The 13894-nt window shown below is 62.1% G+C and carries 11 protein-coding genes; 7 read left to right on the plus strand and 4 right to left on the minus strand.

The genetic code is table 11. The features are described 5' to 3' along the window. The first annotated feature begins 87 nt into the window (after positions 1-87). Positions 88-936, plus strand: a complete 849-nt coding sequence (locus tag LVY75_13490) for a TIGR01459 family HAD-type hydrolase (protein ID XAZ24228.1) — start codon at positions 88-90, stop codon at positions 934-936. A 14-nt stretch (positions 937-950) separates the two neighbouring features. Further along, complete coding sequence (locus tag LVY75_13495; GenBank protein XAZ24229.1) at positions 951-1934, plus strand: bifunctional riboflavin kinase/FAD synthetase; 984 nt, start codon at positions 951-953, stop codon at positions 1932-1934. 49 nt (positions 1935-1983) lie between these two features. Here LVY75_13495 and LVY75_13500 read toward each other — a convergent pair whose 3' ends face one another. Beyond that, positions 1984-3198: an MFS transporter gene (locus LVY75_13500; GenBank protein XAZ24230.1), complete on the minus strand. Its 1215-nt coding sequence runs from the start codon at positions 3196-3198 to the stop codon at positions 1984-1986. 473 nt (positions 3199-3671) lie between these two features. Here LVY75_13500 and ileS point away from each other — a divergent pair, with 473 nt between their 5' ends. Further along, positions 3672-6578 carry an isoleucine--tRNA ligase gene (gene ileS, locus LVY75_13505; protein XAZ24231.1) on the plus strand — a complete coding sequence of 969 codons (2907 nt, stop codon included), beginning with the start codon at positions 3672-3674 and terminating at the stop codon, positions 6576-6578. A 131-nt stretch (positions 6579-6709) separates the two neighbouring features. Beyond that, complete coding sequence (locus LVY75_13510) at positions 6710-7339, plus strand: hypothetical protein (protein ID XAZ24232.1); 630 nt, start codon at positions 6710-6712, stop codon at positions 7337-7339. A gap of 63 nt (positions 7340-7402) precedes the next feature. Here LVY75_13510 and LVY75_13515 read toward each other — a convergent pair whose 3' ends face one another. Beyond that, positions 7403-7840 (minus strand): nucleoside deaminase, encoded by a 438-nt coding sequence (locus LVY75_13515; protein ID XAZ24233.1) that lies wholly within the window; start codon positions 7838-7840, stop codon positions 7403-7405. A 90-nt stretch (positions 7841-7930) separates the two neighbouring features. On the opposite strand from LVY75_13515, the gene LVY75_13520 reads away from it, so the two are divergent. Genes LVY75_13520 through LVY75_13530 form a run of 3 tightly spaced genes read left to right on the plus strand, consistent with a single transcriptional unit; the run spans position 7931 to position 11486 of the window. Next, entirely contained in the window at positions 7931-10042 is a 2112-nt protein-coding gene (locus LVY75_13520) for a pseudouridine synthase (protein ID XAZ24234.1), read from the plus strand. Next, positions 10023-10583 (plus strand): 16S rRNA (guanine(966)-N(2))-methyltransferase RsmD, encoded by a 561-nt coding sequence (rsmD, locus tag LVY75_13525; protein ID XAZ24235.1) that lies wholly within the window; start codon positions 10023-10025, stop codon positions 10581-10583. The genes LVY75_13520 and rsmD overlap by 20 nt, the downstream gene beginning before the upstream one ends. A gap of 21 nt (positions 10584-10604) precedes the next feature. Further along, positions 10605-11486, plus strand: a complete 882-nt coding sequence (locus LVY75_13530) for a patatin-like phospholipase family protein (protein XAZ24236.1) — start codon at positions 10605-10607, stop codon at positions 11484-11486. A 31-nt stretch (positions 11487-11517) separates the two neighbouring features. On the opposite strand, the gene LVY75_13535 is transcribed toward LVY75_13530, so the two are convergent. Both LVY75_13535 and LVY75_13540 read right to left on the minus strand, forming a co-directional pair. Beyond that, a complete protein-coding gene (locus LVY75_13535) occupies positions 11518-11907 on the minus strand; it encodes a hypothetical protein (GenBank protein XAZ24237.1) in 390 nt (129 codons plus the stop codon). 68 nt (positions 11908-11975) lie between these two features. Further along, a complete protein-coding gene (locus LVY75_13540; protein ID XAZ24238.1) occupies positions 11976-13787 on the minus strand; it encodes a monovalent cation:proton antiporter-2 (CPA2) family protein in 1812 nt (603 codons plus the stop codon). Positions 13788-13894 lie beyond the last annotated feature (107 nt).

Consider the following 13894-nt stretch of genomic DNA (forward strand, 5'->3'; position numbering starts at 1 on the left):
ATCTGTCACGTCGCTGCGGAAATGCCTTGCCAATGAAGCCTGCCTTTGCAATGTCACCGGGGATCGAAAGCGAAGCAGGAAAGCGGAATGGCAAAGCGGATTGCGAACTTCTCCGAGATCACCGATCAATATGACGCGGTGCTCTGTGATGTCTGGGGTGTCGTGCATAACGGCGTCGATCCGTTTCCGAAAGCGGGCGAGGCGCTGCAGGCCGCTCGCGCTGCCGGTCTGACGGTCGTTCTCATCACCAATTCGCCTCGCGTCTCCTGGCAGGTCGTCGAGCAGTTGCGCCAGATCGGAGTGCCCGACGACGCCTATGACCGCATCGTCACCTCTGGTGATGTCACCCGCGCGCTGATTGCCGAAGGACCGCGTGAAGTTTTCCTGCTTGGTCCCGAGCGCGACAATCCGATCCTGGAAGGCCTCGATATCGAGCGTGCGGCGGCCGGTGAGGCCACGTCGGTCGTCTGCACCGGTTTCTTCGACGACGAAACGCAGAAGCCCGAGGACTACACCGACATGCTGCTGGACTTCAAAGCCCGCAACGTGCCGATGATCTGCGCCAATCCCGATCTCGTCGTCGAGCGCGGCCACCGCATCATTCCCTGCGCCGGCGCGATGGCTGCCTATTATGAGCAGCTCGGCGGTTCCACCCGCATCGCCGGCAAGCCGCACCGGCCGATCTATGAGGCGACCCTTGCCGCCGCCCGCGAAGTGCACGGCGAATTTCCGATCGATCGTGTGCTGGCGATCGGCGACGGCATGCCGACCGATGTTCGCGGCGCCTTGAATTATGGCCTCGATCTTCTCTACATCAGCGGCGGTATCCACGCTAAGGAATATACGCTGAACGGCGAGACCGACGAAGCGATCCTGCACGCCTATCTCGAACGGGAAAAAGCTGCCCCCAAGTGGTGGATGCCGCGCCTCGCATAAGAGAATTGAAGCCGATGACCGTGTTCCACCGTAACGAAACCCGCGAGCCGCTGCCCGAACATCTGAAGGGCGGCGTCATTGCCATCGGCAATTTTGATGGTGTCCACCGCGGCCATCAGTCGGTGCTGAACCGGGCTCTCGATATTGCACGGCAGCGCGGTATTCCCGCTCTGGTGCTGACCTTCGAGCCGCATCCGCGCACTGTCTTCAAGCCGGATGCACCGGTCTTCCGCCTGACACCGGCGCCCTTCAAGGCCCGTATCCTGGAAGAGCTGGGCTTCAACGCTGTCATTGAATACCCCTTCGATTACGAATTCTCGCAGCGCTCGGCCGAGGATTTCATCCACTCCATATTGAAGGACTGGCTCGGCGCTTCCGAAGTTGTGACGGGCTTCGACTTCCACTTCGGCCGCGGCCGGGAAGGCGGCCCTGCCTTCCTGATGGATGCCGGCAACAAATATGGCTTTGGCGTCACCCTGATCGACGCCTTCCGCGATGAGAACACCGATGTCGTCTCATCGAGCCATGTCCGCGCACTGCTGAAGGAAGGCGATGTCTCCTCGGTCGCCGCCATGCTCGGCTATCACTATACGGTGCAGGCGAAGGTGATCGATGGCGAAAAGCTCGGCCGCCAGCTCGGCTTCCCGACCGCCAACATGCAGTTGCCGCCGGAGGCGGAACTTGCAGCCGGCATTTATGCCGTCCGCTTCCGCCCCGAAAGCGGCAGGCTCTACGATGCAGTGGCAAGCTACGGCCGCCGCCCGACGGTGACGGAAAATGGTGCGCCGCTGCTCGAAACCTACCTTTTTGATTTCAGCGGCGATCTCTATGGCCAGACCTGTTCAGTCTCCTTCTTCGGCTATCTGCGCCCCGAATTGAAGTTTGACGGGCTGGATCCGCTCGTCGCGCAGATCAAGCGCGACGAGGAGGAGGCGAGGGCTCTTCTCGCAGGTGTGAGGCCGCTCGGCGAGCTCGACCGGAAGCTCTGTTTCGGCTGAGCAATTCCAGCAAAACTGCTTGAGCGTTTTGCGTAAAAACGAAGAACCGTCAGGCAGTGCCAAGCGCAGGCTGTGCCTTCTGCCGGGGTAGCGGCGGGAACGCGAGCGCAATCGCTGCCGCACCGAGCCCGACCAGGGCGGAGCCGATGAACAGCCACGAATAGTTGGCATAGGTGTCGTAGATCCAGCCGCCGATCAGCGGGCCGAATGCCATGCCGATGCTGGAGAGCATCGTTGCCGCGCCGAAGACGGTGCCGATGATGCGCGGGCCGAAATATTCACGCGCCAGCAACGCATAGAGCGGCATCACCCCGCCATAGGCGCTGCCGAAGATGACGGCGAGCGCATAGAATTCCCCGAGCTTGCTGACGGCAAGATAGGTGGCAAGGGCGGCGGCCTGCACCAGCAGTCCTGCGATGATGACCGGCTTCACGCCGATCCGGTCCGCCAGCGTGCCATAGAGCAGGCGTCCGCCAAGGCCGGCTAGGCCCTCGACACTGTAGATGCTGACGGCAGCCATCGGCGCGACGCCGCAGAGTGTCGCGTAGCTCACCATATGGAAGATCGGTCCGGAATGGGCCGCGCAGCAGGCAAAGAAGGTCAGTCCGAGAACGATGAATTGCGGCGAGCGGAAAACCTTCCAGAGATTGGGAGCGCCGCCATCCGCAGATACCATGGCCTCATGCATATCCTGAGGCGGCGACGGGCGACGGCGCACGAGAAGTGCCGCCGGGATCATCAGGATCAGCGCGCCGATGCCGATGATCATCATCGCCGGGCGCCATTCATAGGCTGTAATCAGCCAGCGCGCGAATGGCGAGATCGTCATCGGAGCAACACCCATGCCTGCCGAAACCAGCGAGACGGCAAGGCCGCGGTTCTCGTCGAACCACTCTGTCGTCGCAGCGATCATCGGCGCGAAGAAGGCGCTGGCCGAGAGGCCGACGAGCACGCCATAGGTCAGCTGGAACTGCAGCAGCGTTTCCGCGCGGCTGGCAAGCATCAGCGCCAGCCCAAGGATGACGGCGCCGATCAGCACCACCGGGCGTGGCCCGAACCTGTCGCTGGCCGCACCCCAGAAGAAGCCGCCGATGCCCATGACGATGAAATTGAGCGTCATGGCGCTGGCGATACCGGCATGCGACCAACCCGTCGCATCGGCGATCGGTTGCTGGAAGATTGCGAGAGAAAACATGGCGCCGAGCGCAACGCACGTCATCAGTGCGCCGGCCGCGACGATAACCCAACGATAGGAACTGCTCATATCCTCATCACTCCTTGCGAGCGGGTTTGATCGGCATGATGGATTTCTGATGCCCGCAAGTCAAAGACGTTCGGGCAATCGGGAAATCGACACGGGGTGTTGGGTTTTTTGCCTCGGGAACAACAATATTGCAGCTCCCGCCTGTTTCCGGCACTTGCCGACCGGCGCAGGCAACTGCGAGAGCCTGAGTGTCGTTCCTGAATTCGGTTGGGGCGAAGCATTCCCCTTGCAGCTTTCCGTGAGGTCGCGGCTCTGAAATCCCTCTTCCTTTTCCGCCTAAAAGCGCCTATGAACCGGCGCGATGAGTAAATTCCGGCTGGCGCATTCGATACGAATTATCGGCCCGGTCTTCCGCGCACGCTAAGTTGCCGGAAGGTCCGGGTTTTTGGCGCTTGAGCTGAGCGAGCGCTTTCCGTCACCACAGATTTCATGTCCGCGTGCCCTTTTCGGGCCGCCAGAAGCGATTGTCACACATGACCGAAACAGCCGAAAAGATCGATTACTCGAAGACCCTCTACCTGCCCGAAACGGATTTCCCGATGCGCGCCGGCCTGCCGCAGAAGGAGCCGGAGCTCGTTGCGCGCTGGCAGAAGATGGATCTTTACAAGAAGCTGCGCGCATCCGCCGCCGGCCGCGAAAAGTTCGTCCTGCACGACGGCCCGCCCTATGCCAATGGCAACATCCATATCGGCCACGCGCTGAACAAGATCCTCAAGGATGTCATCACCCGCTCCTTCCAGATGCGCGGTTACGACTCCAACTACGTTCCCGGCTGGGACTGCCACGGCCTGCCGATCGAATGGAAGATCGAGGAAGAGAACTATCGCGCCAAGGGCAAGGCCAAGCCTGACCTGACCGAGCCGTCGGCGATGATCGAATTCCGCCGCGAATGCCGCGCCTATGCCGAAAAGTGGATCGCCATCCAGGGTGGCGAATTCCAGCGCCTCGGCATCGTTGGCGATTTCGAAAACCCGTACCTGACGATGAACTTCCACGCGGAAAGCCGTATCGCAGGCGAACTGCTGAAGATCGCCAAGAGCGGCCAACTCTACCGCGGCTCCAAGCCGATCATGTGGTCGGTCGTCGAGCGCACGGCGCTCGCGGAAGCCGAAGTCGAGTATCATGACTATGAGAGCGACACGATCTGGGTGAAATTCCCGGTGGTGAAGGGCTCCGACGTCCTCAAGGACGCTTTCGTCGTCATCTGGACAACCACGCCCTGGACGATCCCCGGCAATCGGGCGATCGCCTATTCCTCGCGCGTTGCCTACGGCCTCTATGAAGTCACGGCCGCCGAGAACGATTTTGGTCCGCGCCCGGGCGAAAAGCTGATCTTTGCCGATAATCTCGCTGAGGAATCCTTCGCCAAGGCAAAGCTGCAGTACAAGCGTCTCGCCGACGTCACTGCTGCAGATCTCGCCGGCGCCGCCTGCGCTCATCCGCTTAAGGGCCTCGAAGGCGGCTACGAGTTTTTGGTGCCGTTGCTCGATGGCGATCACGTCACCGACGATGCCGGTACCGGCTTTGTGCACACCGCACCGAGCCACGGCCGCGAAGACTTTGATGTCTGGATGGCGCATGGCCGCGAGATCGAGGCGCGCGGCATCGAAACCAAGATCCCGTTCCCGGTCGACGATGGCGGCTTCTACACCGCCGACGCGCCCGGCTTCGAAGGCGCCCGCGTCATCGACGACAACGGCAAGAAGGGTGATGCTAACGACCGCGTCATCAAGGCGCTGATCGAGCGCAACGCGCTCTTTGCCCGCGGTCGCCTGAAGCACCAGTATCCGCATTCCTGGCGTTCCAAGAAGCCGGTCATCTTCCGCAACACGCCGCAGTGGTTCGTCTATATGGACAAGACGCTGGCAGATGGTACGACGCTGCGCACCCGTGCGCTGAAGGCGATCGACGACACCCGTTTCGTGCCGGCTGCCGGCCAGAACCGCCTGCGCGCCATGATCGAGCAGCGCCCGGATTGGGTACTTTCTCGTCAGCGCGCCTGGGGCGTGCCGATCTGCGTCTTCGTCGATGAACAGGGCCAGGTGCTGCAGGACGATGCCGTCAACCAGCGCATCCTTGACGCTTTCGACGCCGAAGGCGCCGACGCCTGGTTTGCCGAAGGCGCCAAGGAGCGTTTCCTCGGCAACGAGCATGATCCGGCCAAGTGGTCGCAGGTCATGGACATTCTCGATGTCTGGTTCGACTCGGGGTCCACCCATACCTTCACGCTGGAAGACCGTCCCGACCTGAAATGGCCGGCCGATCTCTATCTCGAAGGTTCGGACCAGCATCGCGGCTGGTTCCACTCCTCGCTCCTGGAATCGGCGGCGACGCGCGGCCGGGCGCCATACGACGCCGTCCTCACCCATGGCTTCACCATGGACGAGAAGGGCGAGAAGATGTCGAAGTCGAAGGGCAACGTCACCGCACCTCAAGAAGTCATGAAGGATGCCGGCGCCGATATCCTGCGCCTCTGGGTCATGACGTCGGACTATGCGGACGACCTGCGCGTCGGCAAGACGATCATCCAGACCAATGTCGACGCCTATCGCAAGCTGCGCAACACGATCCGTTGGATGCTCGGCACGCTGGCCCACGACAAGGGCGAGGTCATCGCGCTCGCCGATCTGCCGGAGCTGGAGCAGCTGATGCTGCACCGTCTCTCCGAGCTCGACCAGCTCGTGCGCGAAAACTACGACGCCTTCGACTTCAAGAAGATTGCCCGCGCGCTCATCGACTTCGCCAATGTCGAGCTTTCGGCCTTCTACTTCGACGTCCGCAAGGATGCGCTCTATTGCGACGCGCCCTCCAGCCTTCGCCGCCGTTCGGCCCTCTATGTCATCCGCACGATCTTCGATTGCATGGTGACCTGGCTTGCGCCGATGCTGCCCTTCACGACGGAAGAGGCATGGCTCTCGCGCAATCCTTCAGCCGTCTCTGTGCACCTGGAGCAGTTTGCCCCGGTCGCCACGGAATGGCGCAACGAGGCGCTGGCCGAAAAGTGGAAGAAGATCCGCGCGATCCGCAGCGTCGTGACCGGCGCGCTCGAAATCGAGCGCAAGGACAAGCGCATTGGCTCGTCGCTGGAAGCGGCACCTGTGGTCCATGTTGCCGATGCGGAATTGCGCAAGGCGCTCGAAGGACAGGATTTCAGCGAAGTCTGCATCACCTCCGGTATCACAATCGAGGCGGACGCCGGCCCGGCTGATGCCTTCCGCCTGCCGGAAGTGCCTGAAGTCGCTGTCGTTCCGAAGCTTGCCGAAGGGGTGAAATGCGCCCGTTCCTGGCGCATCACCACCGATGTCGGTTCCGATCCTGACTACCCGGATGTTTCGGCGCGCGATGCGGCCGCATTGCGCGAACTCGGCACCCAGGTCTGAAGATATTTGCCGGGTGAATTGCCTTTATGGTGTTCATCCGGTAAAAGCTGCCTGAAAATGGCCGGATTTTTGCGTCAGGGGGACGATTGTCCGGTGGGCAGTACTGATTCCGGCATGCGGGAAGGGTTTTCATGTTAGCGACGCATTGGTTCCGTTTGGGCGCCTGCCTGTCTGTTGTTCTGGCGGCGAGCTCCACAATGTCCGGCTGCGCCAGCAGCCCGACTTACGGCACCGACAAGACCGCCATGGAGCAGCTTGCCGACGACCTCGGCCAGTCGGTTTCGCTGACCGGCGCCGGCCCGAAAAATGCCGGCGTGAAATATACGCCGCGTCCGACGCTCGTCATGCCCGCGAAGGACCAGAAGGAAACCCTCGTTCAGCCGCAGGAAACTGTTGCCAACAAGGACAATCCGCAGTGGGTTGAATCCCCGGAAGAAGCCCGTACGCGCCTCGTCAAGGAAGCCGACGAGAACTCGGATAATCCGAGCTATCGTTCGCCGCTCGCCAGCTCCGCCATCGAGGGCGGGCGCCAGACGACGGAAGCCCAGACCAAAGCCTATCGCGAAGCGCGCGCCCTGCAGAAGGGCGCCTATATCGACCAGCGCCGCTACATTTCCGATCCGCCGACCGAATATCGCGCTGTCGAAGATCCGGCAAAGCTCGACGATCTCGGCACGCCGGAACAGAAGAAGGCGAAGCAGCGCAAGAAGGATGCAGCCGTCGCCAATAGCGGCACAAAGTGGTGGCAGATCCTTCAGTAGGACTTTAGCGGCGTAGCGTCGATCAACTGCCTGGCGTCAGCATAGCGGCGCTTGCGACCGGCACTATTGCGTGTCTCGTCTCTCCGAAAAGAATGCCCTCAGCATATCCGCCGATTCCGTCTCGTTGAAGCCGGAGTAGACTTCCGGTGCATGATGACAGGTCGGCTGGGTATAGAAGCGCACACCATTGTCGACCGCGCCGCCCTTCGGATCTTCCGCGCCGTAATAGAGCCGGCGGATACGGGCAAAGGAAATAGCCGCCGCGCACATGGTGCAGGGCTCCAGCGTCACATAGAGATCAGCGCCGGCAAGCCGTTCCTGGCCGAGCCTGTCCGAAGCCATGCGGATCGCAGCGATCTCGGCGTGCGCGGTCACATCGTTGAGTTCGCGCGTACGGTTTCCGGAGCTCGCGACTGCCACGCCATCGACGACGACGACGGCGCCGATCGGCACTTCGCCGCGATCTCCCGCAGCGCGCGCTTCCTTTAACGCCATTTCCATAAATCGATTTGTCTTCACGTTCGCGAGAATTTCCACTTAACCGCAGGTGCATGACCTGATAGACAGGCGCAAAAGGCAGGCAAACAGCAAATGACACCCAAAGACAAGCCAAAACGCCCGGGCGCACGGCCCCCTGCGCGCGACGCGCGGCCGAAAGGCGGCCCGAAGGCCGGTATCGGCAAGCCATCGAAGGCAGCTTCCGCGAAAGTGGTAGCCAATGAAGCGGACAGCGACGCCAAGGCGGAACGCATTTCCAAGGTGATGGCGCGCGCCGGCGTCGCCTCCCGCCGCGACATCGAACGCATGATCATGGATGGCCGCGTCACCCTGAACGGCAAGCTCCTCGACACGCCCGTCGTCAACGTCACGCTCGAAGATAAGATCGAAGTGGACGGCGTGCCGATCCGCGGCATCGAGCGCACGCGCCTCTGGCTCTACCACAAGCCCCAGGGCTTGGTAACGACCAATGCCGATCCTGAGGGGCGCCCGACCGTCTTCGATAATCTGCCGGAAGAGCTTCCGCGCGTCATGTCGATCGGCCGTCTCGACATCAATACCGAAGGTCTGCTGCTGCTGACCAACGACGGCGGCCTCGCCCGCGCCCTGGAACTGCCGACCACCGGCTGGCTGCGCCGCTACCGCGTGCGCGCTCATGGCGACATCGATCAGGATGCACTCGACAAGCTGAAGGACGGCATTGCCGTCGATGGCGTTCTCTACGGCTCGATCGAAGCCACGCTTGATCGCACCCAAGGATCCAACGTCTGGATCACCATGGGCCTGCGTGAAGGCAAGAACCGCGAAATCAAGAATGTGCTCGGCGCGCTCGGCCTCGAGGTCAACCGCCTGATCCGTATTTCCTACGGCCCCTTCCAGCTCGGCGATCTGCCCGAAGGGCATGTGATTGAGGTGCGCGGCCGCACGCTGCGCGACCAGCTCGGCCCGCGCCTGATTGAAGACGCCAAGGCGAATTTCGATGCGCCGCTCTACAATGCGCCCGCCGTTGCCGCCGAAGAGGCCGAGGAACCGGCGCCCGAGCGCCGCGAACGCCCGCGCCGCGACGAAGACAAGCGCGAACGTGCGCTGAGCCGCCTCGACACCAAGCGTGATGACAGGCGAGACGACAGGCGGGATGACCGTCGTGACGATCGCCGTGGCGACGATGACAAACCGAAGCGCCCGGCGCTCGGTACCCGTCGCAACGCCAATGTCTGGATGGCGCCCGGCGCGCGTCCGCTCGGCGAGAAGGCGGCGGCAAAGGCTGCCAAGAATGCCCAGACCGCGCGTCGTCGCGGCGAGACGGCTTCCCCGGCGAAGGAACAACGCTTCGATCGCGGCCCGGATCGTCCGCGCCCGCAGATCAATCGCGTCCACGAAGAGGATGGCGAGTGGATCCGTTCCAGCGAGGAGCAGCCCCGCAAGCGCGACGAGGACGAAGGTTTCGGCCGCAAGCGCTCTTTCGGCGATCGCCCGCCGCGTGGTGAGGGTGGCGATCGTCCGCGCTCGGCCCGAGGCTTTGGCGGTGAGGGTCGCTCCGAGCGTCCGCGCGGTGACAAGCCATTTGGAGACAAGCCCCGCGGTGAGCGTCGTCCGCGCACGGATGGGGAGGAGCGTCCGCGTTCCTTCCGTGATCGTCCGCGTGAGGATAGCGAACGCTCGTCGCGTCCGGCCCGCAGTTTCGGCGGCGAAAGCCGCTCCGACCGTCCGCGTGGAGACAAGCCCTTCGGTGCCAAGCCCCGCGGTGAGCGCCGTCCGAGGGCAGAGGGTGAAGAAGGTGCACGTCCTTTCCGCTCGCGTGAGGAGGGCGGCGATCGCTCCTCGCGTCCGGCCCGCAGCTTCGGCGGCGAAGGTCGCTCGGAACGCCCGCGTGGCGACAAGCCTTTCGGTGCGAAGCCTCGCGGCGAACGCCGTCCCAGGGCAGAGGGTGAAGAAGGTCCACCTCCCTTCCGCGCTCGTGAAGAGGGCGGCGAACGCTCCTCGCGTCCGGCCCGCAGCTTCGGCGGCGAAGGTCGTTCGGAACGTCCTCGTGGCGAAAGATCCTCGGGCGACAAGCCCTTCGGCGATAAGCCGCGTGGAGCAAAGAATTTCTCGGGCAAGCCGAAGGGCGATCGGCCCGATGGCGGCGGCAAGCCTTCCGGCGGGCCGTCCAGAGGTGGTGCGAAAGGCAAGGGAATGACGCGCGGTGCGGATCGTCGGCGGTGAGTTTCGCGGACGGCCGCTAGCCGTACCAAAATCCAGCGATATCCGGCCGACTGCGGACCGGACGCGCGAGAGCCTGTTCAACATTCTGAGCCATGCCTATCCGGAATGCATAGATGGCACCCGGATACTCGATCTTTTCGCCGGTACGGGCGCAGTCGGTCTCGAGGCCGTCTCGCGCGGTTGTCGTCACGCGCTATTCGTCGAAAACAGCGTCGAGGGCAGGGCGCTCCTCTGGGAAAATATCGATGCGCTCGGCCTGCATGGCAGGACGCGCATGTTGCGCCGTGACGCGACCGATCTCGGCAGCGTCGGCAATCTCGAGCCTTTTGACATGCTGTTTGCCGATCCGCCTTATGGCAAGGGGCTGGGTGAGAAGGCGCTTGCGGCTGCTGCCGACGGCGGCTGGCTCAAGCCTGGCGCGATTACCGTTCTGGAAGAACGCGCCGATGTTGCCGTTTCGGTGCATCCTTCCTATGTTTTCCTCGAAAGCCGGATATTCGGCGATACAAGAGTGCATTTCTTCCGGTATCAGCCGCAGTAGCCGGCACGTTGGGAGCAGATCGTGCCGCAGGCGGAAATCATCAGTCCGAAATCGCCTGCGATCAGCGATCTGCCGACGGTTGCCGTCGCCTTCGGTGGGGGCGGTGCCCGCGGCCTCTCCCACATCCACATCATCGAAACGCTGGATGAACTCGGCATCCGCCCGGTAGCAATATCAGGGTCCTCCATCGGCGCCATCATGGGCGCCGGCATGGCGGCCGGCATGTCGGGTGCTGAAATCCGCGAACATGCGCTGGCAACCGTGGGCAACAAGGCTGCCGTCGTCAGCCGCATCTGGGGCCTGAGGCCGACAACCGTGCGCGACGCCGTCGCCAAGGGCATCCGCATCGGCCAGTTCAATCTTGAACGTATTCTGAAAGCCTTCCTCCCATCGGAGCTTCCGCAGAAATTCGAGGATCTGCTGGTCCCGATGAAGGTGATCACCACGGATTATTACGGCCAGGCCGAGGTCATTGCCGAACATGGCGAGCTCTTCCCGGCGCTCGCCGCGTCATCGGCCATTCCGGCCGTCTTCATGCCGGTCCGGCTGCATGGGCGGGTCATGATCGATGGCGGCATCGCTAATCCCGTTCCTTATGAATGCCTGATGGACCTTGCCGATATCGTCATCGGCATCGACGTCGTCGGCGCGCCCGAAGGCGACGGCACTCACATTCCGAACCGCATGGAAAGCATTTTCGGGTCCGGCCAGCTTATGATGCAGGCGGCGATTTCCCTGAAGCTGAAGCTCATGCGGCCACATATCTTCCTGCGGCCCATCGTTGGCCGCACCGGCGTCATGGATTTCCTGAAGGCGCGCGACGTGCTTGCCATGTCAGTAGGCGTGAAGGACGAGCTGAAATATGCCCTCGACCGGGAGATCGAGGCGCGACTGAAACGGTAGGTTATCGTGACTAAGGCTATCGGTGGGCGGGTCACTCGTGTGGATATTTCTTCGCATCCTCAGTAATTCTATCGACGAAGCGAAGCATCACCATGCAGTCAGAGTATTTTCCGTCCCGGCCATAGACCGGGATTCGCAACTCTCTATCCTGGTTGGTCAAGATAACAATCTCAACGCTATGTTGTCCTTCTGAAGCGGACACCGACTTTACTTCAGTGTATAGAAATGACCTCCCCTCTTCGCCATCACCCCAGAACAGGCCCTTGTCCGCTATAAATATCCTGTCTTCGATTGGGCTTGGATTGGAATATACTCCTATCAAGAGGCCAAATTCCTCCCTTTGCTGCTGGATAGGCGATGGCATGGATTCATATCGCTTGGTATTCTTCAGTATTCTTTTTGCTCGAATTCTCGCGTTCATAAGCGTGTTATCCAAGAGATATTGGCGCAAAAAGCGATAGCGCAATTGGGTTCGAAATTGCGAAGAAACTAAGCATCCGCTGTTACATCGGCCGAATTTGCCAGCGGATCGCCTTTGTAAGGATCGGCTGCCCGCTTCGGCTTGACCAACGGTTCCGGATGGATCGGTGTCGAAAACAGCAGATCCCGTCCCGCCTGCAACCCCTCGGATACTTGCAGCACCAGTCGCGCCTCGTCGCGCTTGCGGATGTCCTCGCCGATCTCATAGGCCGCGACTTCGGACACACCGAGCGCTTCCAGAGTGCGTCGGCCGAAGAGCAGACCGGATTCCAGCGTTTCGCGCAGTTCGTAGTCGACGCCTTTGTTGCGCAGTTCGATCGAGTGGATGCGGTCATAGGAGCGCACGAAAAGCGTCGTCTGCGGGTAGTCGGCCTGGATCAGCTCGATCACCTTGTCGGTGATCTCCTTCTTTTGGGTACAGACGAGCACGATCTTGGCCCGGTCGATGCCGGCCGAACGCAGCACGTCCTTGCGGGTGCCGTCGCCGAAATAAATGCGGAAACCGAAGGAGGATGCCTGCCGGATGCGGTCGGCGGAGAAGTCGATGACGGTCACGCTCCGGCCGCCGGCAAGCAGGATCTGCGCGGCGATCTGGCCGAAACGCGAGAAACCGACCATCAGCACGTCGGCACCCGCACCCTCGAAATCCTCGTCGAGCTCCTCATGCTCCTCTCCCGAAAGCATCCGCTTGGAAAGCGCGGCGCCGAGCGGCGTCAGCGCCATGGAAAGGGTGACGATCGCCACCAGCAGCGAAGCCGTGCTGCTGGACATAAGCCCCGCGACGGCGGCCGTGGTGAAGAGGACGAAGCCGAATTCACCGCCTTGCGGCAGCAGGAAGGCGATGCGAACGGCATCGTTGTGCGAGGAGCGTGTCGCGCGGCAGAGCGCATAGATGATGAGCGCTTTCACGGCCATGATGATAGGCACGGCAATGATGATGAAGATCACGTTGTCGAGCAGGACCTGAAGCTGCAGCGACAGTCCGACGGCAATGAAAAAGATAGCGAGAAGCACGCCGCGGAAGGGTTCGATATCGGCTTCCAGCTCGTGCCGGTAGGAGGATTCCGCCAGCATGACGCCGGAGAGGAAAGCGCCCATCGCCATCGAAAGCCCGGCGAGCTGCATCAGGCTCGCCGATCCCATGACGACGAAAAGCGCGGCCGCGATCATCGCTTCGCGCGCGCCGGTGCGCGCAATGATCTGGAAGAGGGGTGTCAGCAGGTATCGGCCCATGATGATCATCGCGCCGACGGCGGCCACCGAGATAGCGAAATCGACCAGTGGATTGCCGCTGCCCTTGTTTCCATCGAGAATGGTGACGACTGCCAGAAGTGGCACGATCGCCAGATCCTGAAAGAGCAGCATGGAGAAGGAGCGCTGCCCGTAGCGAGTGTTCACATCTCCATCGCCTTCGAGGATCTGCATGGCGAAGGCGGTTGAGGAGAGCGCCAGGCCGAAGCCCGCGACGATGCTGCCGCGCCAGTCGAGGGCGCCGGAGACCCATGCGAGTGCCGTCAGTGCCAGACCCGTCACCGCCACCTGCGCCGTGCCGAGGCCGAAGATATCGCGCCGCATCTGCCAGAGGCGGGTGGGCTTCAATTCAAGCCCGATGATGAAGAGCAGGAAGACGACGCCGAGTTCGGCAACATCGAGGATCTGCTCACCATCCGTGATGCCGTGGAAGATCGGGCCGATGACGATGCCGGCCGCCAGATAACCGAGAACCGTGCCGAGCCCAAGCTTCTTGAAGATCGGCGCAGCGACGACCGCGCCGCCGAGCAGCAGGATGGTTTCCGTGAAAAGCGCGTTGGGTGCGGACATGCTTCATTTCTTTCGATGGCGGGGCAAGCAGGCAGCCAGGAAAAGAATCGGCATCCACGGCCTTGATGCTTTCAGGAGTGCACAATAAATGGAACGGGAAGGAAAGG

The organism is Sinorhizobium sp. B11 (assembly GCA_039725955.1).
Lineage (GTDB): Bacteria > Pseudomonadota > Alphaproteobacteria > Rhizobiales > Rhizobiaceae > Rhizobium.

What these genes read in the sequence shown, in the direction of transcription:
- LVY75_13495 (XAZ24229.1), top strand. Translation starts at nt 951, where the DNA reads ATGACCGTGTTCCACCGTAACGAAACCCGCGAGCCGCTGCCCGAACAT.
- ileS (XAZ24231.1), top strand. Translation starts at nt 3,672, where the DNA reads ATGACCGAAACAGCCGAAAAGATCGATTACTCGAAGACCCTCTACCTG.
- LVY75_13490 (XAZ24228.1), top strand. Translation starts at nt 88, where the DNA reads ATGGCAAAGCGGATTGCGAACTTCTCCGAGATCACCGATCAATATGAC.
- LVY75_13500 (XAZ24230.1), bottom strand. Translation starts at nt 3,198, where the DNA reads ATGAGCAGTTCCTATCGTTGGGTTATCGTCGCGGCCGGCGCACTGATG.
- LVY75_13515 (XAZ24233.1), bottom strand. Translation starts at nt 7,840, where the DNA reads ATGGAAATGGCGTTAAAGGAAGCGCGCGCTGCGGGAGATCGCGGCGAA.
- LVY75_13510 (XAZ24232.1), top strand. Translation starts at nt 6,710, where the DNA reads ATGTTAGCGACGCATTGGTTCCGTTTGGGCGCCTGCCTGTCTGTTGTT.
- LVY75_13535 (XAZ24237.1), bottom strand. Translation starts at nt 11,907, where the DNA reads ATGAACGCGAGAATTCGAGCAAAAAGAATACTGAAGAATACCAAGCGA.
- LVY75_13520 (XAZ24234.1), top strand. Translation starts at nt 7,931, where the DNA reads ATGACACCCAAAGACAAGCCAAAACGCCCGGGCGCACGGCCCCCTGCG.
- LVY75_13540 (XAZ24238.1), bottom strand. Translation starts at nt 13,787, where the DNA reads ATGTCCGCACCCAACGCGCTTTTCACGGAAACCATCCTGCTGCTCGGC.